A 19,387-nucleotide genomic window follows, 5' to 3' on the forward strand; every position below is an offset into this window, starting at 1 on the left:
TTCTGATTCACACTCGCGCGGGGGAGTGAGGGCGTTCACCGAAACCGCCGTACAGTGCTGGTTCATGGGAATCGACGTGCCGGACCAGCACACACTCGCCACGGCCTTGACCGGCACCCGCTGGACGCGGATCGAGGTGGTCGCCGAGACCGGGTCCACCAACGCGGACCTGCTCGGGCGAATCGATGCCGGTGAGACCGTCGACGGCACGGTGTTGATCTCGGCGAAGCAGACCTCCGGTCGTGGCAGGCACGCCCGCGTGTGGGAGACCCCGGCCGGTCAGCTCGCGGTCTCCGCAGCCGTCCGCGTCCGGCCCGACGCCATCGTCCACCTCGGCTGGCTGTCGTTGCTGACCGGCCTTGCGGTGCACGACGCCGTCAGCGAGGTGGCCGGGACGGCACTCGAACTGAAGTGGCCCAACGACGTCCTCGCTCCCGGGCGCGGAAAACTGGCGGGCATCCTGTCGGAGTTCCGGTTGATCGCGGCCCCCGACGGCGGACCCGCCGGCGGCGTCGCCGTGATCGGGACCGGCCTCAACATCGATCTGCCCGCGGGCACCGCGCCGAACACCGCAGCCTCGATCGGCGACCTCGTCGACGGGGCGCTGGACCAGACGACCGTCGCCGCGGCGTACCTGCGGGGGCTGTCGGAGCGGCTGGACGCGTGGCCGGACCGGATCGCCGAACTCGCCGAGACCTATCGGGAGGTCAGCGCCACGCTCGGTTCCCGGGTGCGACTGCTGCTGCCGGGCGACGTCGAGGTGATCGGCGACGCCGTCGACATCGACGACGAGGGACGCATCGTCGTGGACGGCCCGGAAGGTCGGATCACGGCGTCGGCCGGCGACGTGACGCATCTGCGCCCGGCGACCTGACTTCTCGCGCTACCGGCGGCGGTTGGCGCTGGCGCGTCCCATCGTCGGGATCAGGGTCAGGATGGGCATGCCGATGATGAAGTCCATGATCGCGCTGCCGATGCCCGACGAGATCTCGGCGGACAGGAACAGCGGGAGGATCACCGCGGCGGCCACCAGGAGTCCCACGATCCAGCGATAGAACTGGTCGGGCGCCGGTGTGCCGATCTGCAGCAGATACCAGAGGGCGCCCGCGACCAGCGCCAGGACGAAGCCGGTGAGGGCGAACCACAGCGGATCCTGGGCGATCGGATTCCAGATGCCGAGCTTGCCGCTGTCGTTGACCTTCTGGGTGATCGCGCGAATGATCCAGGCCGCGAGCCAAGCCGCCAGACCGGTGACGACACCGGTCATCAGGACGCCGCCGCAGAAGGTCAGCGGGTCCACGTCGGGGCCGCGGCGGGGCGGCTTACGACGCTCCGGCTGCTGCGGCTGGTAGCCCTGGTCGTCGTACTGCTGCGGACGGTCGTACCCCTGCGTGTAGCCCTGTTCGTAACCGGCGGTCCGCGGATCCTGGTACGACGAGTAGTCGTCCTGCCTGCTGTAGGCGCGGGTCTGCGGCGGCTGCTGGTCGCGGTAGGGGTCGCGCGGATCGTTGTACGTCATGGTCCTTTGCCTGTGGTCGGGTTCGGTGGAGGCCGTCGACGGTGCGTCGGGTGGCGTCCGAACCGCCAGTGTAGCGCCGAATAAAGCCCCTCTTAAGGGACCGGCACTAAGGTGAACAGTCATGGGCTACCCGAGCGAGAACCTGGCACCGGGCGAGGTCGTCGTCATCCACCGCCATCCGCACTGGAAATCTTTGGTGCTGCCGGTGCTGATCTTCTGGCTCGCCACCGCCGTCGCAGGCATCGCGGTCGGCTACGCGCGCAGTTCTGACATGGCCGACGGCGGCAAGTTCTGGATCACCGTCGTGGTCGGTGTGGCGTGGCTGGCCGTCGCGGGCTGGTTCCTGGTGCGACCGCTGCTCTCGTGGAAGACGACGCACTTCGTGGTCACCGACCGTCGCGTCATCTACCGCAACGGGATCATCACGCGGTCGGGCATCGACATCCCGATCCGCCGGATCAACACCGTCGAGTTCCGGCACGGGCTCATCGACCGGATCCTCCGCACCGGCACGCTGGTGATCGAGTCCGCGTCCGACGACCCGCTGTCGTTCAAGAACATTCCGCAGGTGGAGGCCGTGCACGCGCAGCTGTACCAGGAGCTGCTCGACGACGAGGAGCCCTACGACGACCGGCGCAGCGGCCAGTACCGCGACCCGCGACGCGACGCCGATGACGACGACGACCGGCGTGCGCCCCGCAGCGGTGGCCGCTGATGCCGGGCACGCGGCCGGTCCTGCTGGCTGAGGACGACGCGGCGATCGCCGAACCCCTCGCACGGGCGTTGACGCGTGAGGGCAACCGATGTGACATCGCGGCCACCGGGCCCGAAGCGCTCGAGAAGGTCCTCGACGGCGACTACGGGCTGCTGATCCTCGATCTCGGGCTGCCCGGCATGGACGGCCTCGAGGTCTGCCGCCGTGTCCGCGCCGAACTGCCGACGATGCCGGTCCTGATGCTGACCGCCCGCACCGACGAGGTGGATTTCGTCGTCGGCCTCGACGCCGGCGCCGACGACTACGTCGGCAAACCCTTCCGCCTGGCCGAGCTGCTGGCCCGCGTCCGCGCGTTGATGCGCCGCAGCGTCGTCGTCGCCGAGGAGCCGGAGAGCCTGGAGACCCTCGACTCCGGCGACATCCAGCTGGACCCGAAGGCGCGCCGCGTGGTCGTCGACGGTGAGGACCTGACCCTCGCCAACCGCGAGTTCGAACTCCTCCGATTCCTGATGGAGCGACCCGGCGAGGTCACGTCGCGCGACGAGATCCTCGAGACGGTGTGGGGTTCCACCGACCTGCGGTCGTCGAAGACGCTCGACATGCACATCTCGTGGGTGCGGCGGAAGATCGGTGACGACCATCCGAAGAAGCGCAAGCACATCGTCACCGTCCGCGGTGTCGGCTTCCGCTTCGACCCGTAGCGGCGGCACCCGCGGTGCGACGCCGAATACTGAAGATGATGATCGCGTCCCTCGTTGCGATGGGCGTGATGTTCGGTGCACCCATGACCGTCATCACCTGGGACTGGTTCGCCACGTCCACCCACCAGGACCTCTCACAGCGACTCACCCGGATGAGCGAGCACGTCTTGGCGGAGGAGGCCGCGGGCCGAGCGGTGGAGCCGCGCGACCTCGATCTGGAGCAGTTCCGGCTGCTGGTGCCTGAGAACGGTCGGCTCACGCTCACCTACCGGGCGCCCGATCCGACGGCCGCGCGCGGCTACCGGCTCGGCACTCGGCAGACCGGTCACGCGTTCACCGGGGAGGCGGTCTCGGAGTCCATCAACATCGGGCCCAACGCCGACCTGACCCTCGCGATCCCGCAGCGGGACGTGCGGCCCACCCAGTTCCTGGCGGTTCTGACGCTGATGCTCGCGATCCTGGTCGCCGTCCTCGGCGGAGGCGTGGTCGCAGTCCTCACGGCCCGGCGGCTGTCGGAGCCGCTGTCGGACGTCGCACGCCGCGCCGCGAACATGGCGCGCGGCGACTTCTCGTCGGACTGGCCCACCTACGGGATCGACGAACTCGATCGCGTGTCGTCGGCGCTCGCGGACGCCAACCAGGAGATCGCGTGGCGGCTGGAGCGCGAGAGCGAGATCGTCGGCGACGTCTCGCATCAGCTGCGCAGCCGTCTGACGGCGATCCATCTCCGGCTCGACGAGCTGACCCTGCACGACGATCCCGACGTCGTCGGCGAAGCCGAGGCCGGCGTCGAGCAGGTGGAGCGGCTGGCGACCGAGCTCGACGAGATGATCGCGGCGTCGCGGGCCGACTCGAAGGCGCGGGTGGCGATCGACGTGGTCGCGGTCATCGAGACCCTGGTCCGCGACTTCGCCCCGACGTTCGCCTCCGAGGGGCGGACCATCCGCGTCGCGGTCGACGACTCCGCGCCGCACGTCTACGGACGTCCGGGGCGGCTGCGCGAGGCGCTCAGCGTGCTGGTCGACAACGCGTGCGTGCACGGCGCGGGGGAGTGCGTGATCAGCGTCGGCAGCGTGTCGAGTTCGGAGATGGTCCGCATCACGGTCGCCGACGGCGGTCCCGGCGTGGCCGACGACCTGGTGCCCGACATCTTCCGGCGCGGTGTGTCGGGCGGCGGAAGCAGTGGATACGGCCTGTCGTTGGCGCGGGCGCTGGTGGAGGCGGACGGCGGCAGGCTGGATCTGATCCAGCGGCGCCCCGCGGTGTTCGGCGTGGTGACCCCGATGCATGCCGCCGCCGCAGAAGTGAAGGACGGCTCAGCGGACGCCGAGATCAGGCGTGTCCGAGTTCCTCATCGCTGAGTTCGTCGGACGTCGGGTGGATGTCGGTGGAGCCGCCCTCGCCGCCGCGCGGTTGCTCGTCGGGGAACGCGAAGCGGCGCAGCGCCCAGAAACGGAAGCCCATGCCGATCAGGTTGCCGATGATCATGCCGAGCATGAAGTCGACGATCGCGAGCTCCAGACCGTGGATGTTCTCGCGTATGTTGAAGACGTTGTTGCCCAGCCACAGCGGTGCGGACGCCAACAGCACGCCGATGCCGCTGATGATGAAGAACAGGGTGGCCTCGTGGGCGCGCTCCCGGCCGCCGCGGTTCTTGAACGCCCATTCGCGGTTCAGCACGTAGCTCAGAACGACGGCCACGCCACCGGAGATGATGCGCGCGATCGTCGGTTTCTGCTCGAGGATCGTGAAGGCGAGGAGGAAGTAGACGAGGGTGTCGACCACGAACGTGGTGCCGCCGACGATCGCGAACTTGATGAATTCGCTGTGCTTCACCACGAGTCGTCGTAGGGGTTGCGGGAGGCTGTTCACAACCCCGTCAATGGTCGGCACAAGGTTCGAGTGTACGGAATCGGCGCCGATACGCAGACATCGACCGACGCCGGTGCTCGTCGGACGGCACAGACGTGACACCATTGCAGGGTGACTTCCAGCCCTGATCGACGTTCCACCGGCATGCCAACTGTGACCATGATCGGCGGTGGTCAGCTGGCGCGCATGACGCACCAGTCGGCCATCGCGCTCGGCGAGTGCCTGCGGGTGCTGGCCGGCAGCGCGGACGAACCCGCTGCTCAGGTGAGTGCGAACGTGGTGATCGGCGCGCACGACGATCTCGAGGCGCTGCGCACCGCGGCCGAGGGCGCGGTGGCGCTGACCTTCGACCACGAGGGCGTCCCGCTGGCGCACCTGCAGGCACTGGAGGCCGAGGGCGTACAGGTACGACCGCCCTCCGCGGCCCTGCACTTCGCGCAGGACAAGATGGCGATGCGCCGGCGGTTGTCGGAGCTCGGCCTGCCGGTCCCGGACTTCGTCGACCTGTCCGGCGACGTGCCCGCGGCCCGTGAGGCGTTGATCGCGTTCGGTGACGCCCACGACTGGCAGGTGGTGCTCAAGGCGGTCTCCGGCGGCTACGACGGTCGCGGCGTCTGGATCACCTCAGGCCGCGACGACGCTCTCGCCGCATTCGACGCCAATGCCGGGGGCGACACGATTCTGATGGCGGAGGAGAAGGTCGCGATGGCACGGGAGCTGTCGGCGATGGTCGCGCGTTCGCCGTTCGGGCAGGGTGCGGCGTGGCCCGTGGTCGAGACCGTTCAGCGCAAGGGCCAGTGCGCCGTCGTGCTGGCGCCCGCGCCGGGCCTGAGCGAGGAGTCCGCGCAGCGCGCCCAGCAGATGTCGCTGCAGCTGGCCGACGAACTGGGCGTCATCGGCAACATGGCGATGGAGCTGTTCGAGACCGTCGACGGCGAGCTGATCGTCAACGAGCTCGCGATGCGCCCGCACAACAGCGGTCACTGGACCATGGACGGCGCTGTCACCTCGCAGTTCGAACAGCACCTCCGCGCCGTCCTCGACTACCCGCTCGGTGACACCTCGGCGCGGTCCGAGGTGGTCGTGATGGCCAACATCCTGGGTGCCGAGGACGCTCCCGCGATGTCCATGGACGAGCGGCTGCACCATCTGTTCGCGCGGATGCCCGACGCCAAGGTCCACCTGTACGGCAAGTCGGAGCGACCGGACCGGAAGATCGGTCACGTCAACATCGTCGGCCTCCCCGGCGCCACCGTCGACGACGTCCGCGAGCGTGCCGAGCGCGCCGCGACCTGGATGAGCACCGCCGTCTGGACCGACGGTTGGGATCCGCACACCGCGTCCTGAACCGACCGCCGTACGCCCCCCGAACTCCACCACCGAAAGAGGACCGATGACCACCCCCAGCACCCCGCCCGCACCCCGCGTCGGCCTCATCATGGGCAGCGACTCCGACTGGCCCACCATGAAGGCCGCCGCCGAGGCACTCGCCGAGTTCGGCATCCCGTTCGAGGTGGGCGTCGTGTCCGCGCACCGCACCCCGCAGCGGATGCTCGACTACGCGAAGGCCGCAGCCGGTCGCGGCGTCCAGGTGATCATCGCCGGCGCCGGCGGCGCCGCGCACCTGCCGGGCATGGTGGCGTCGGCGACGCCGCTGCCGGTCATCGGTGTCCCCGTCCCGCTGAAGTACCTCGACGGCATGGACTCGCTCCTGTCGATCGTCCAGATGCCCGCGGGCGTCCCGGTCGCGACAGTCTCGATCGGCGGTGCCAAGAACGCAGGCCTGCTGGCCGCGCGCATCCTCGGCGCCTCCGATCCCGCCATCCAGGCGGCCATGGCGAAATTCCAGGCAGGCCTGGAGGAGATGGTGCTGGAGAAGGACGAGAAACTGCGCCGGAGCCTGTTCGAGGACTGATCGCTCGCGCGATCAGCGGGCGACGTCGCCCGGCTACGGGCGCAGACCGGCCACCACCTCGGCGGCCGGAACGGCCTGCGCCGCACGGAAGCCGCTGCCCGCCCACAGGTTGATGACGTCGGGATCGCTGGATCCGGCCTTGCGGATGGGCCCGGTCAGCTTGTTGACCTGCGGGTACACCGGTGGGGCCGTCGCGGTGTGCTCGTCGATGAAGGCGTTCACCAGCCCGCGGGCCAGGCGCCCGGAGTAGGCGCGCGTCGTCACGGTCTCGGTGAACCGCGGGTCGACGAGCGCGTCGCGATGGGCCTGCTTGGTTCCGGCTTCGGGGCAGCGCAGGAGCAGGGTTCCGATCTGCGCGGCGACGGCGCCCGCAGCCAGCAGGGCCCGCACATCGTCCGCGGAGGCGACGCCGCCCGCGGCGACGACGGGCAGTCCGGTCGCCTCGATCACGCCGGTCGTCAACGGCAGCGTCTCGATCTCCGGATCCTCGTCGAGGATGCCGTAGGTGGCGCGGTGGCCGCCCGCGGACACGCCCTGCGCGCACAGGGCGTCGGCGCCGGCATCGCGGGCGATCTCGGCTTCCCGCACGCAGGTCACCGTGCCTGCGACCAACACGCCCGCCTCGTGCAGGCGCGCGACGGTCTCGGCGCTGGGGAAGCCGAACGTGAACGACGCGACCGGCACCCGCTCGTCGATCAGCACCTGAACCTTCCCGTCGAACGAGTCGTCGGTGTACGGCACCTCGGTCGGGAGCGCGGCACCGAGCCGGTCGGCGAGCGGCTGCAGCCGCTCCCGGTAGGCGTCGAACGCGGCGGCGTCGAAGGGGATCTCCTCGGGGACGAAAAGGTTGATGCCGAACGGCTTGTCGGTCAGTGAGCGGATGACGGCGATCGTCTCGCGGAGCTGCTCGGGGGAGAGATAGGCGGCGCCGTAGAAGCCGAGGCCGCCGGCGTTGGAGACGGCCGCGGTGAGTTCCGGGGTGGACGTGCCGCCCGCCATGGGGGCGCCCGCGATCGGGGCGTCGAGCAGGTCGAAACTGAACATGATCACTCTCCCTTCGGGACCCGGACGATCTCCAGGTCGACGGTGCTGCGCAGGACGAAGCCCATCGCCTCGTAGAGGCGGCGCGCCGGGTTGTCTGCGGTGGTGTGCAGGAACGGGGTGTCGCCGCCGTCGACGGTCACCTGAGCGACGGCCGCGACGAGTCGGCGCGCCAGGCCGCGGCCGCGGGCGTCGGGATGGGTGCAGACGGCGCTGATCTCGACCCATCCGGGCAGGTGCAGGCGTTGGCCGGCCATTGCGATCAGGCGGCCGTCGTCGTCGCGGACGCCCAGGTACGTGCCCATCTCGATGGTGCGCGGCTGGAACGGTCCGGGTTTGGTCAACTCCACCAGCGCCGTCATCTCGGCGACGTCGTCCGGCCCGAGCACGATCGCCTGCGAATCGGCCTGCGGCACCACGTCTTCGCCCGAGTACTGCACGAGGTCGAAGGTCTCGATGTGCTCCCACCCCGGCGGCGTCGGCGACTGGCAGTGGCGCAGGCCGACGGTGTGCCCGGGGCCCGCGAGGGCGGCCATGTCGGCCCAGTCGCGGTCGGACATCTCGCGGGGGTGCCCGTAGAAGACGGACACCTCCGGATCGAAGGCAGCGATCGCACCGCGGGTCCGTGCGAAGCGGGCCTGCCGCCCGCGCAGGGCTGAGGTGAACGGGTCGTCGAGCACGATCGGATCGACGACGGTCATGCGACCCGCAGCTTCCGGCGGAAGAAGTCGATGATCTCGTCGAGGGTGTCGCGCGTCGGCTGGCCGGGTTCGTCGATCAGGTGCTCGGTGACCACCGAATGCGGTGGGATCAGCGCGTCGGGGTTGGCGGCCTCGTCGGGCAGGTCGACGCCGAGGAAGGCGTCGCCGAGCTGCTCGCGCAGGAAGTCGAATCGACTGCCGGGCACCATCACGTCGCCCTCGAAGCGGGCGCCCATCACCTGGAGTCCCTTGGCGCAGCGTGCCTTCACGGTCTCGAGGTCGTCGGGGGAGATGTCGATGTTGCGGCGACGGCCGGGGGTGATCCCCAACGGCAGTGAGGGCTGCGACAGCACCGGTGCGAGGAGCGTGTCGTCGACCGCCATCGCGAGCGCGAAACCGCCGGACACGCACATGCCGATGGCGCCCACACCGGGGCCGCCGCACTCGGCGTGCGCGTGGCGGGCGAGTGCTCGGAGCCAGACGACGACGGGCGAGGACTTCCCGGTCGCGAAGACGGTGAACTCGCGGCTCACGCAGACCTTCCCGAGCGAGCGGACCATCAGTCCGCCGACCCGCGGCAGATCGGTGACACCGCGCGGCATCGGGTCGGCGCCGTCGACGCCGAAGAACGACGGGACGAAGACGGTGCAGCCCGCGTCGCTGACGCGGCGGGCGAAGTCCGCGACCTTCGGTGTGAGGCCGGGGATCTCGGGGATCACGACCACCGCCGGTCCGGTGCCGCGCCGATAGAAGTGGTGGGTGACGCCCGCATCGGTGAACTCGTCGCGCTGGAAGTCGTCGAGCACCCCGTCGGCGACGGTCATGCCGTCTCCACGATCCGGCCGTACAGCACGGATTCGGCCAGCATCGCCGGGATCCGCGCGGGCTTCACGACGTCGGGGGAGTCGGCCGGAAGGACGCGGGCGCCGGCGATCTGCAGCGGCGTGCCGCCGCGCACCAGGGTGAACTCGCCCGCGGCGAGAACGTTCTTGACCCAGTCGGCGTCGGCACCGTAGTTGAGCGCGATGCTGATGCGACCGCCGTCGACGTAGGCCAGGACCGGCGTCTCGTACGGCCGATTGGACTTGCGGCCGACGTGCTTCACGACGGCCCACGGGGCGATGCGCCCGGCCCACAGCCCCTGGATCGGGTTGGTGACGTACTTGTTGGCGTGAGCGACGATGCGCGGAACCTTCATGCGTCCAGCTTGCCGCATCGACGGGCATCGGGCGAGGCCGACCGGCAGGGTATGCGGGCACGGCGGTCGGAACTGCGCGATACTGTCGCCATGGCAACGACCGATCAGGTGCACACCGAGCCCGCGGAGTTCCGCATGCACGTGGTCATCGAGTCGATCAGGTTGTTCTCGGAGAAGGGCTACGAGTCGACTCCGGTCGACGAGATCGCCGCCGCCGCAGGCGTTTCGCGGCGAACCCTGTTCCGGCAGTTCCGGTCCAAGGAGGACCTGATCTTCGCCGACCACGAGACCCTCCTCGAACTCGTCGCCGAGCGCCTCGCCGACCCGCAACGTTCGGGCACCGATCCGTGGTGGGCGGTCTGCGAGGCGGCGGAACTGGTCTTCGCGCACTACGCGACCATCCGCGACCTCGCGGTGCAGCGCTACCGCGTGGTCTCGCAGGTGCCCGCCCTCCGCGACCGCGAACTCGTCACCACGTACCGCTATCAACGGTTGTTCGAGGACTTCCTGCGTCGGGCCCGCCCCGACGTCCCCCGGGTGCGGATCATCGCCTTCGCCGCGGCGGTCACCGGAGCCCACAACTATCTGCTGCGCTCGATGGTGCGCGGCGACGATCATGCGACCGCCGCGATCCTGCACCGCGAACTGCGTGCGATCCGCGGGACGGTGGACGGCTTCGTCGACGGCGAACGCGACGCTCCGCCGCAGGTCGCGGTTGTGACCTTCCCCAGTGGCAGCACGCCGGACGAGATCGCCGACGCGGTCCGCAGGGGATTGACGAGGCACTCAGTGCCGTGATGAACTGTTAGTTAAGAAATAGACGGCACTCAGTGACATGCTGAGCGTCACGAGAGCTGCGTGTCAGCGAAGGAGACATGATGGGCAAGTTCGGAAACCCCGATTTCGACCTCTTCCAGCTTCCGGAGGAGCACCAGGCACTGCGTGAGGCCATCCGTGCCCTCGCCGAGAAGGAGATCGCGCCGCACGCCAAGGACGTCGACGAGAACGCGCGCTTCCCCGAGGAGGCGCGCGCAGCCCTCGTCGCCAACGGCTTCAACGCCGTCCACGTCCCCGAGCAGTTCGACGGTCAGGGCGCCGACTCGGTCGCCGCCTGCATCGTGATCGAAGAAGTCGCGCGCGTCGACGTCTCCGCCTCGCTGATCCCCGCCGTCAACAAGCTCGGTACCATGGGCCTGATCCTGTCCGGCTCGGACGAGCTCAAGGCCAAGGTCCTCCCGTCCATCGCGTCGGGCGAGGCGATGGCCTCCTACGCGCTCTCCGAGCGTGAGGCCGGTTCGGACGCCGCGTCGATGAAGACCCGCGCCCGCAAGGACGGCGACAGCTGGGTCCTCAACGGTTCCAAGTGCTGGATCACCAACGGCGGCAAGTCCACCTGGTACACCGTCATGGCCGTCACCGACCCGGAGAAGGGTGCCAACGGCATCTCCGCGTTCATGGTCCACAAGGACGACCCGGGCTTCACCGTCGGCCCGCTGGAGCACAAGCTCGGCATCAAGGGCAGCCCCACCGCGGAGCTGTACTTCGAGAACTGCACCATCCCCGAGGACCGCATCATCGGCGACGAGGGCACCGGCTTCAAGACCGCCCTCGCCACCCTCGACCACACCCGTCCGACCATCGGCGCGCAGGCCGTCGGCGTTGCCCAGGGTGCGCTCGACGCGGCCATCGAGTACGTCAAGGACCGCAAGCAGTTCGGCAAGAGCATCAGCAAGTTCCAGGGCGTCGAGTTCATGATCGCCGACATGGCGATGAAGGTGGAGGCCGCGCGCCTCATGGTCTACACCGCCGCCGCTCGCGCCGAGCGCGGCGAGGGCAACCTCGGCTTCATCAGCTCCGCGTCCAAGTGCCTGGCCTCCGACGTCGCCATGGAGGTGACCACCGACGCCGTCCAGCTGTTCGGCGGTGCCGGCTACACCACCGACTTCCCGGTGGAGCGCATGATGCGCGACGCCAAGATCACCCAGATCTACGAGGGCACCAACCAGATCCAGCGCGTCGTCATGAGCCGCGCACTGCTGCGCTGATCCCGGTCACGCACCACCAGTAGTCCACTCGCACCACTTCTGTCTCCCGCACTCGGTCGCGACCGAGTGCCGGAAACAGAAGTGGTGCGTTTGGTTTCGGCGGCCGATTCACCTCCAGGTGACGGTCGCCTTCTCCGTCGCCGCGGTCTTGTCCAGGCGCGCGTCATCGGCGGGGCCGTCGACGTAGACGAGGGAGGCGCCTGCGACGAGGGGAGCGGCGAAGTTCGCCACCACCTCGGCGGCGGTGCGCCACGGGAGGACGCTGATGATCCGGTCGCCCGCCGTCACGTCGCCTGCGACTGCGGTCACGACGTCCTGCACGGAGACGTCATCGACCGCGAGATCGCCCGCCCCGGAGGGGACGAAGCGGTCGCCGTGGGCGCGGATCGATTCGCCGAAGTCGCTCAGCCCGATCGGCAGGTCGCGCACGCCCATCGCGAACGGGTCGAGCGGTACGACGACCACCTCGTCCTCGTCGTGCGCGTCGATGCGGTCGCGACTGGTGAAGACCACGCGGGCGTCGCCGTCGGCGTCGCCGATCAACACCTGGGCGCCCGCCCACCACGAGCCGAGCAGGATCGCTGCGGTCTGCCAGTGCTCGGGCAGATCGACGCGGACCTGGTCGCCCGCGATGAGACCGACTCCGTCACGCAGGAAGTTGCCGATCTTGGCGGCCCAGTTGCCGAGTGTCGCACCGGACAGCTCGGTGCGTTCACCCGTCGATTCGTTGTAGTACGTGAGCATCGGGCGTGCGTGATCGGGTGCCGCAGCCAGAATGGCTCCGGTGAGCGTGGTGGTGTTCATGTGTCCTATGTACCAGTCGGCCCCGTGATCAGTTGACGCAGACGGGCCCGTCGGTGTCGGCCTTGATGACCGGAGCGGCGGGCTTCGACTTGGGAGCCGAGGAGGAGGTGCTCTCGCCGCCCTGCTCGGTGGTGTTCGAGATGGCGCCGAGCCCGTAGTTGTAGGTGTTGGTCAAGACCAGGCGGAGGGTGTTGTCAGGCAGCGAGGAGTCCTCACGGATCTCGATGGGCCCCGCCTTGAGGTCCTTGAGCAGCTGCTTGGCACCGTCGCTGTCCTTCGACTTCGCGAAGATCAGCGAGTCGAACTCGTTCATCGGCTTGCTGGACGTGGCGCCTTCCTGGTAGCCCAGGCCGTTCAGGAGTCGCATCACGTTGCCTGCCAGGCCGTCGACGGTACCGGCGTTCACGACGTCGACCTTGTACTCCGAACGAGGATTGTCGTCGGCGGCCTTCTCGCCGGTGCCGAGCTGCTGGGCGACGAACTGGTGCACGGCCTTCGTGTCGACGGCGAGGACGCTCTGCGTGCCGTCGTCGCTCCACGCCTGATCGTTCTCGATCGGGATGGTGGTGAACTTGACGTTGCCGCCGGTCAGGTCTTTGAGCTTCTCGGCGAAAGAGATGATGTCCCAGCCGTCGTCCAGCACCACCGAGCGGGACACCGCATCCTGCAGCTCCTGCAGCTTGGAGGTGTTGGTGAGCGTCTGCGTCGACAGGATCTTCTGCGCCAGCGATGCCATGTAGACCTGCTGACGGGTGATGCGGTCCAGGTCGCCGCGGGGGAGGTCGTGGCGCTGGCGGACGAAGCTCAGCGCCTGCGGACCCATCAGGGTCTGGCGGCCGGCGCGGAAGCGGGCACCGGAGAACGGCTCGCGCACCGCGTTCTTCAAGCACACCTCGACGCCGTCGACCGCATCGGTGAGCAGGGCGAAGCCGAGCAGGCCGACCTCGGCGTAGTGGTCGACGGTGATGCCGGTGAGGTTCGCGACGCTCTCGATGAGTGCCTGCCGTCCGGCCTTGGTGCCGTCCTTCTCCGCCTGCTCCTCGCTGGTGCCTGCCTCGACCTCGCGTTTGCGGACGCCTTCGCGGGTCGTGCCGTAGGCGGCGTTGATCTTGCTCATGCCGAGCCCGGGCACGTCGACGTACGTGTCACGCGGGATGGAGATCGCGGTCGCCTTGGAGCCGTCGTTGGGGATCCGCACGAGGACGATGGTGTCGGTGCTGGTGGTGATGTCGCCGCCGACCCGGAGCCATTTCAACTCCTCCTCGGAGAGTGGGTTGCCGTTGGCGTCGACGCGGGAGTCGGTGCCGACCAACAGGATGTCGACGGCGCCGTCGTCGCCGCCGCCCAACCCCAGGTCGGAGAGCAGGGTGACCGAGTCGTTGAGAGAGCGGACCTTGACCCAGCCGAGCCCGGTGACGACCAGGACCATCACGGCGAGCAGGGCGATCAGCGTCCGACCGATGTTCTTGGGGGCCACCCCGGCGATCGGGCGGGTGGCCCACAGCTTCAGCGCGGCACGGAAGCTGCCGGGCGGGGTCGCCGAGGTCCGGGCGGCGGGGCGGGGCGGGCGACGTCGGGTGGCTCCGGTGTGGATCTCCTCCGAGGCACGACGTGTCCGAGCGCCGCCCGCGGTGCGGGTCGGGGAGGGGCGCCGACGTGGTGCCTCGCCGGTGCGACGTGCGGACGCAGCGGAACCCCGACTCGACCCTCTCGGTCGGCCCGCGTTCTCCGGTTCGTGCGAACCCTCGCCTCGTGACTCCACCTGTCGCGCTGTCCCTTCGATCGTCTCCACCGTGACCCTCGCAAGAGTACTGATTCAGCGGGCGCAAACCGGGGAGGCACAGCGGGGCCGGGTGCCGGTGATCTGCGGCACTGGTGCGGCCGGTCGAACCGCGAGCATGGCGTCGATGCGCCAGGATGGGTACTTGTGAACGGTCAACGATTCTTCGTCGTCGGGGCGGGCGGACAACTCGGCGGGCATCTGCTCGACACCGCGGGAGACCGCTCGATCGTGGCGCTGACCTCGCGAGACATCGATGTGACCGACGGGGGATCGGTGGCCCGAGCCCTCGCCGGGCTGTCCGCCGGTGATGTCGTCGTCAATGCGTCGGCGTACACCGCGGTCGACGCGGCCGAGACCGATCGGGACGTCGCGTACGCGGTGAACGAGAACGGCCCCCGGCACCTGGCCGCGGCGACCCGCGCGGCCGGAGCCCGGCTGATCCACGTCTCCACCGACTATGTGTTCGCCGAGCCGATGCTCGACGAGAACGGTGCGCCGCGGCCGTTCGAACCGACCGACCCGACCGGTTCGCCCGCCACGGTGTACGGCGCGAGCAAACTGGCCGGCGAGCGGGCGGCACGGACTGCCGACCCGACCACCGTGGTGGTCCGGACGGCGTGGGTGTTCACGGGGCGGCGCGGCAGCAGCGACTTCGTCGCCACCATGATCCGGCTCGAAGACGAACGGGACACCCTCCGCGTCGTCGACGACCAGACGGGGTCACCGACCTACGCGCGCGACCTCGCGGCCGGCCTCTGGGAGCTGGCCGACGTCCTCGACACCGATCCTCTGCGCACCGGCGCGGTGCTGCATGCCACCAATGCGCAGACGGCCACGTGGCACGGGCTCGCGCGGGCCGTCTTCGCCGAACTCGATGCGGACCCAGCGCGTGTTCTGCCGTGCACCACCGACGAGTTCCCGCGGCCCGCGCCGCGGCCGTCGTACTCGGTCCTCTCTGCCCGGAGCTGGGCCGATGTGGGCCTCACGCCGCTGCGGACCTGGCGTGACGCACTGCACGCCGCGCTGACCGCGAGGTCGGATGATCGCCCCGACCTCCGTTAGTCTGAGCCGGTGACTGACACTTTCGCAGTCGTGACCGTGACCTATTCGTCGGGCGACTACCTCCACAACTTCCTCCGCACCCTGCCCGCGGCGTCCACGCAGACGCCGCAGGTGATCATCGCCGACAACGGGTCCACCGACGGCGCGCCGGAGCAGGCGGAGGCCGACCACGAGAACGTCACGCTGGTCCACACCGGGGGCAACATCGGCTACGGCGGAGCGGTGAACCGCGGCGTCGCCGAGATCGACGCCGACGTCGAGTTCATCCTCGTCGCGAACCCCGACGTCGAATGGTCACCGGGCGCGATCGACGAACTCCTCGCCGCCGCGAAGCGCTGGCCGCGCGCCGCGAGCCTCGGACCGCTGATCACCGAGCCCGACGGCACCGTCTACCCGTCGGCGCGCCGCGTCCCCGACCTGATCTCCGGCACCGGACACGCGGTGCTCGGCGCGGTGTGGAAGTCCAATCCGTGGACCGTCGCCTACCGCAACGACGACGCCGACCTCACCGAACGCCCCGTCGGCTGGCTCTCGGGCTCCTGCCTGCTGCTGCGTCGCAGCGCCTTCGACAACATCGGCGGCTTCGACTCGCGCTACTTCATGTTCATGGAGGACGTCGACCTCGGCGACCGCCTCGGCCGGTCGGGCTGGCTCAACGTCTTCGTGCCGACCGCCTCGGTGATGCACGCCAAGAGTCATTCGGTCAGCAAACATCCGGAGAAGATGATCCCGGCGCATCACGCGAGCGCCTACCGTTTCAATGCCGACCGGAACCCCGGCCCGCTGCGGGCGCCGCTGCGCCTGGCGCTGCGCGCCGGGCTCGCCGTCCGGTCGAAGATCGCCGTCGCCGCGGCACAGCGCGAACAGCGCGCCGCGGACGACCGCGCATGAGCGCAGCCCACGACACCGTGGACAAGGAAGGAAACGCTGTGAGTTCACCAGTTCAGGCACTGGTCCTCGTCGGAGGCAAGGGCACCCGCCTGCGGCCGCTGACGCTGTCCGCGCCCAAACCGATGCTCCCCACGGCAGGAACGCCGTTCCTGACGCACCTGCTCTCGCGCATCCGCGAAGCGGGCATCACCGACGTCGTTCTCGGCACGTCGTACCAGGCGCACGTCTTCGCCGATCACTACGGTGACGGCTCGGCGCTCGGTCTCAACCTCTCGTACATCACCGAGGACGTGCCGCTGGGCACCGGCGGCGGCATCCGCAACGTGTACGACGCGCTGACCGCCGACACCATCCTGGTGTTCAACGGCGATGTGCTGGGCGGCACCGACATCCGCGACGTCCTCGAGACCCACCAGAGCTCGGGCGCCGAGGTGACGCTCCACCTGGTCCGCGTCGGCGACCCCCGAGCGTTCGGCTGCGTGCCGACCGACGCGAACGGTCGCGTCACCGCCTTCCTGGAGAAGACTCAGGACCCGCCGACCAACCAGATCAACGCGGGCACCTACGTGTTCCAGCGGTCGGTGATCGGGGAGATCCCGGCGGGCCGCCCGGTGTCGGTGGAGCGCGAGGTGTTCCCGTCGATCCTGGCCCAGGGCAGACACATCCAGGCGCACGTCGACGACGCCTACTGGCGCGACATGGGCACTCCGGAGGACTTCGTCCGCGGCTCCGCGGACCTGGTGCGCGGCATCGCGCCGTCGGCCGCCCTCGCCAAGCCGTGCGGCGAATCGCTGGTGCTCGACGGTGCCGACGTGGCGCGCGACGCCGTCCTCATCGGCGGCACCGTGGTCGGCCGCGGTGCTCGCATCGGCTCCGGAGCGCGTCTCGACGGCGCGGTGGTCTTCGACGGTGCGTCCGTGGAGGCCGGGGCCGTCGTCGAACGTAGCATCGTCGGCTTCGACGCGGTCGTCGGCAGCCACGCCCTGGTCCGCGACACAGTCATCGGCGACCGCGCCGTGGTCGGCGCCCGCTGCGAACTGCTGCGCGGTGCGCGTGTGTGGCCGGGCGTCGAGATCCCCGACAACGGCATCCGCTTCTCGACGGACGTCTGAGCGAGACCGAACGATCTCGGCCCCCGAAACCGTCTCGCAGACGGGTTCGGGGGCCGAGATTCTTGCTTCGGTCAGGCCTTCGCCGCAGCCAGCAGTCCGGTGCCCACCGGGATCACCGCGGGCAGGAGACGGTCGTCCTCGGCGATGATCGACGCGGCCTCCCGCGCGGCCAGCGTGCGCGGATCGGCGGCGTCACGGTCGGCGATGGTGCCGTCGGCCGACGCGTTGTTGACGACGACGAGGCCGCCGGGCCGCAGGATGCGGATGGCCTCGGTGACGAAGAGCGGGTAGCTCAGCGGCGCGCCGTCGATGAACACCAGGTCGTAGGTGGAGTCGGCGAGGCGGGTCAGCACATCGGTGGGCGCCCCGTTGATCAACCGCGTACGACCGGGCGCGATGTGCGCGTCGGCGAAGGTCTCGCGGGCCGCACGGTGATGCTCGGACTCCGGGTCGATGGTCGTGAGGACGCCGTTCTCGGGCATGCCCGCCAGTAGCCACAGTCCGCTGACGCCCACCCCGGTACCGATCTCCACGACGTGCTTGGACCCCGCGACCCGCGCGAGGAGCGACAGCAGCGCGCCGGTGGCCGGCGAGACCGCCGAGGCGCCCAGCTCCTCGGCGCGGAGTCGGGCCTCGGTGAGCGCCTCGTCCTCGACGATCGCTGATTCGGCGTACTCACTCAGGGAAGCGGCGGCGGCCGCGGTGTCACTCATGTCATCGAGGGTGCCACACGGCGTTGACCTGCGGTTGTGGGCACGCCGCCCGACGGTGGACTTCATCCTCAGTAAACGTTCAGGTCAGTGACAGGGACACCACATTCCGATGGGAGAGGGTAGACGTCAACAGCCTGGAAATATCGATCGTTCCGGGAGCGTTGACCAGGGGGAGAGCTCCGGGCCGCGCCGGACACGAAGAGAGGAACTGGCACCCGCACGATGACCGTCCCGAAGATGAGCAAGGCACTCCACGACGATTCGGTCGGAGGCTTCCGAGGCACCGCAGGATTCGACGCCACCGGCGATCGCAACCTCATGCCCTCGTGGGACGAACTCGTCGCCGAGCACGCCGACCGCGTGTACCGGCTGGCCTACCGGCTGTCGGGCAATCAGCACGACGCCGAGGACCTCACGCAGGAGACCTTCATCCGCGTCTTCCGTTCGCTCACCCATTACAAGCCGGGCACCTTCGAGGGATGGCTCCACCGGATCACCACGAACCTGTTCCTGGACATGGTTCGCCGCCGGAGCAAGATCCGCATGGAGGCGCTCGAGACCGAGTACGACCGCACCCCGGCCGACACGCCGGACCCGCAGCAGGCGTTCGCCGACGCGAACCTCGACCCGGACCTGCAGGCGGCCCTCGACTCGTTGGCACCGGAGTTCCGCGCCGCGGTGGTCCTGTGCGACATCGAAGGTCTCTCGTACGAGGAGGTCGGCGCCACGCTCGGCGTCAAGATGGGCACCGTCCGCAGCCGTATCCACCGCGGCCGCCAGGGCATCCGCCAGTTCCTCGCCGCTCGCGGCTACACCGACAGTCGTTCCGTCGCGGCCGCCGAGTGACCACGAGAACCCGCCGCTGCATCTTCCGCTACCCTGGTCAATCGGACGGCACGATCGACGGGTGCGTGCGATGAAAGGGGTGACACCGATGAGCCATAGCGCTGCCGGCCGCTTCCGCGGAAGTCGGCGATCCTCCGTTTCCTCGCCGCTGACACCGAACCCCGGATACGGTCGAACTGTGGGTTTCGCCTCGACCGAGCACCTGAACCCGGAAGCCGTCGTCGCATACGTCGACAACGAGTTGTCCCGGCAGGCCGCAGCACGCGCAGATGCGCACCTTGCGCTGTGTCATGACTGTTCTCGCGAGGTCGCCGCGCAGGCGCGGGCCCGCTCGATGCTGCAGACGTGCCGCAACGAGTTCGGCGTCCCCGACTCGCTGCGCGCCCAGCTGAGCCAGATCCCGACGCAGGAGATCGACCTGCGCGGCACCACCCGTCGACCCAACCGCTGGGGCCGCTGACCCGTGACC

Annotated in this window: 22 protein-coding genes; 13 read left to right on the forward strand and 9 right to left on the reverse strand. The window is 69.5% G+C overall.

The features are described from left to right. The first annotated feature begins 64 nt into the window (after positions 1–64). Positions 65–874: a biotin--[acetyl-CoA-carboxylase] ligase gene (locus tag ACH46_RS06795; protein WP_062392249.1), complete on the forward strand. Its 810-nt coding sequence runs from the start codon at positions 65–67 to the stop codon at positions 872–874. Between the two features lie 9 nt (positions 875–883). On the opposite strand, the gene ACH46_RS06800 is transcribed toward ACH46_RS06795, so the two are convergent. Further along, the gene (locus ACH46_RS06800) at positions 884–1,519 is read right to left on the reverse strand and encodes a cation:proton antiporter (protein WP_062392250.1); all 636 of its coding nucleotides are present in this window, start codon (positions 1,517–1,519) and stop codon (positions 884–886) included. A gap of 121 nt (positions 1,520–1,640) precedes the next feature. Here ACH46_RS06800 and ACH46_RS06805 point away from each other — a divergent pair, with 121 nt between their 5' ends. Genes ACH46_RS06805 through ACH46_RS06815 form a run of 3 tightly spaced genes read left to right on the forward strand, consistent with a single transcriptional unit; the run spans position 1,641 to position 4,296 of the window. After that, the gene (locus ACH46_RS06805) at positions 1,641–2,234 is read left to right on the forward strand and encodes a PH domain-containing protein (RefSeq protein WP_062392251.1); all 594 of its coding nucleotides are present in this window, start codon (positions 1,641–1,643) and stop codon (positions 2,232–2,234) included. Beyond that, positions 2,234–2,935, forward strand: coding sequence for a response regulator transcription factor (locus tag ACH46_RS06810; protein ID WP_062392252.1), 702 nt, complete (start codon positions 2,234–2,236; stop codon positions 2,933–2,935). Before ACH46_RS06805 ends, ACH46_RS06810 begins: the two co-directional genes overlap by 1 nt. Positions 2,936–2,949: 14 nt before the next feature. Then, a complete protein-coding gene (locus tag ACH46_RS06815; RefSeq protein ID WP_062392253.1) occupies positions 2,950–4,296 on the forward strand; it encodes a sensor histidine kinase in 1,347 nt (448 codons plus the stop codon). Here the strand turns inward: ACH46_RS06815 and ACH46_RS06820 are convergent. Next, on the reverse strand, positions 4,268–4,828 hold the full coding sequence (locus ACH46_RS06820) for a GtrA family protein (protein WP_062392254.1): 561 nt from the start codon (positions 4,826–4,828) through the stop codon (positions 4,268–4,270). The two genes, ACH46_RS06815 and ACH46_RS06820, sit on opposite strands and share 29 nt — an antisense overlap. Before the next feature lie 123 nt (positions 4,829–4,951). Here ACH46_RS06820 and ACH46_RS06825 point away from each other — a divergent pair, with 123 nt between their 5' ends. Both ACH46_RS06825 and purE read left to right on the forward strand, forming a co-directional pair. Further along, a complete protein-coding gene (locus ACH46_RS06825; protein WP_236995114.1) occupies positions 4,952–6,154 on the forward strand; it encodes a 5-(carboxyamino)imidazole ribonucleotide synthase in 1,203 nt (400 codons plus the stop codon). A gap of 46 nt (positions 6,155–6,200) precedes the next feature. Then, a complete protein-coding gene (gene purE / locus ACH46_RS06830; RefSeq protein ID WP_062392255.1) occupies positions 6,201–6,722 on the forward strand; it encodes a 5-(carboxyamino)imidazole ribonucleotide mutase in 522 nt (173 codons plus the stop codon). A gap of 33 nt (positions 6,723–6,755) precedes the next feature. Here purE and ACH46_RS06835 read toward each other — a convergent pair whose 3' ends face one another. From ACH46_RS06835 to ACH46_RS06850, 4 genes are read right to left on the reverse strand one after another with little or no spacing between them, the layout of a single operon-like run. After that, positions 6,756–7,766, reverse strand: coding sequence for an NAD(P)H-dependent flavin oxidoreductase (locus ACH46_RS06835; RefSeq protein WP_062395081.1), 1,011 nt, complete (start codon positions 7,764–7,766; stop codon positions 6,756–6,758). Between the two features lie 2 nt (positions 7,767–7,768). Continuing rightward, entirely contained in the window at positions 7,769–8,464 is a 696-nt protein-coding gene (locus ACH46_RS06840; protein WP_062392256.1) for a GNAT family N-acetyltransferase, read from the reverse strand. Further along, the gene (locus ACH46_RS06845) at positions 8,461–9,288 is read right to left on the reverse strand and encodes a dienelactone hydrolase family protein (protein ID WP_062392257.1); all 828 of its coding nucleotides are present in this window, start codon (positions 9,286–9,288) and stop codon (positions 8,461–8,463) included. Before ACH46_RS06845 ends, ACH46_RS06840 begins: the two co-directional genes overlap by 4 nt. After that, positions 9,285–9,662 (reverse strand): nitroreductase family deazaflavin-dependent oxidoreductase, encoded by a 378-nt coding sequence (locus ACH46_RS06850; protein WP_062392258.1) that lies wholly within the window; start codon positions 9,660–9,662, stop codon positions 9,285–9,287. The genes ACH46_RS06845 and ACH46_RS06850 overlap by 4 nt, the downstream gene beginning before the upstream one ends. A gap of 90 nt (positions 9,663–9,752) precedes the next feature. Between ACH46_RS06850 and ACH46_RS06855 the strand changes: the two genes are divergently transcribed. Then, positions 9,753–10,460 carry a TetR/AcrR family transcriptional regulator gene (locus ACH46_RS06855; protein WP_062395083.1) on the forward strand — a complete coding sequence of 236 codons (708 nt, stop codon included), beginning with the start codon at positions 9,753–9,755 and terminating at the stop codon, positions 10,458–10,460. Between the two features lie 80 nt (positions 10,461–10,540). After that, positions 10,541–11,707 carry an acyl-CoA dehydrogenase gene (locus ACH46_RS06860; protein ID WP_062395084.1) on the forward strand — a complete coding sequence of 389 codons (1,167 nt, stop codon included), beginning with the start codon at positions 10,541–10,543 and terminating at the stop codon, positions 11,705–11,707. Positions 11,708–11,815: 108 nt separating this feature from the next. On the opposite strand, the gene ACH46_RS06865 is transcribed toward ACH46_RS06860, so the two are convergent. Both ACH46_RS06865 and ACH46_RS06870 read right to left on the reverse strand, forming a co-directional pair. Next, the gene (locus ACH46_RS06865; RefSeq protein ID WP_062392259.1) at positions 11,816–12,511 is read right to left on the reverse strand and encodes a TIGR03089 family protein; all 696 of its coding nucleotides are present in this window, start codon (positions 12,509–12,511) and stop codon (positions 11,816–11,818) included. A 28-nt stretch (positions 12,512–12,539) separates the two neighbouring features. Continuing rightward, positions 12,540–14,273 (reverse strand): LCP family protein, encoded by a 1,734-nt coding sequence (locus ACH46_RS06870; protein WP_193392949.1) that lies wholly within the window; start codon positions 14,271–14,273, stop codon positions 12,540–12,542. Positions 14,274–14,438: 165 nt separating this feature from the next. On the opposite strand from ACH46_RS06870, the gene rfbD reads away from it, so the two are divergent. Genes rfbD through manB form a run of 3 tightly spaced genes read left to right on the forward strand, consistent with a single transcriptional unit; the run spans position 14,439 to position 17,359 of the window. Continuing rightward, a complete protein-coding gene (rfbD, locus tag ACH46_RS06875; protein WP_062392260.1) occupies positions 14,439–15,356 on the forward strand; it encodes a dTDP-4-dehydrorhamnose reductase in 918 nt (305 codons plus the stop codon). A 9-nt stretch (positions 15,357–15,365) separates the two neighbouring features. Then, entirely contained in the window at positions 15,366–16,247 is an 882-nt protein-coding gene (locus ACH46_RS06880; protein ID WP_062392261.1) for a glycosyltransferase family 2 protein, read from the forward strand. After that, a complete protein-coding gene (gene manB, locus ACH46_RS06885) occupies positions 16,244–17,359 on the forward strand; it encodes a mannose-1-phosphate guanylyltransferase (protein WP_062392262.1) in 1,116 nt (371 codons plus the stop codon). Before ACH46_RS06880 ends, manB begins: the two co-directional genes overlap by 4 nt. Before the next feature lie 71 nt (positions 17,360–17,430). Here the strand turns inward: manB and ACH46_RS06890 are convergent, their stop codons facing one another. After that, positions 17,431–18,072: an O-methyltransferase gene (locus ACH46_RS06890; protein WP_062392263.1), complete on the reverse strand. Its 642-nt coding sequence runs from the start codon at positions 18,070–18,072 to the stop codon at positions 17,431–17,433. Between the two features lie 222 nt (positions 18,073–18,294). On the opposite strand from ACH46_RS06890, the gene sigE reads away from it, so the two are divergent. Together sigE and ACH46_RS06900 are read left to right on the forward strand one after the other, a co-directional pair. Next, positions 18,295–18,918, forward strand: coding sequence for an RNA polymerase sigma factor SigE (gene sigE, locus ACH46_RS06895; RefSeq protein ID WP_193392950.1), 624 nt, complete (start codon positions 18,295–18,297; stop codon positions 18,916–18,918). Between the two features lie 178 nt (positions 18,919–19,096). Further along, on the forward strand, positions 19,097–19,378 hold the full coding sequence (locus ACH46_RS06900) for a zf-HC2 domain-containing protein (RefSeq protein WP_226995789.1): 282 nt from the start codon (positions 19,097–19,099) through the stop codon (positions 19,376–19,378). The last annotated feature ends 9 nt before the right edge of the window (positions 19,379–19,387 follow it).

This window comes from Gordonia phthalatica, assembly GCF_001305675.1.
GTDB lineage: Bacteria > Actinomycetota > Actinomycetes > Mycobacteriales > Mycobacteriaceae > Gordonia > Gordonia phthalatica.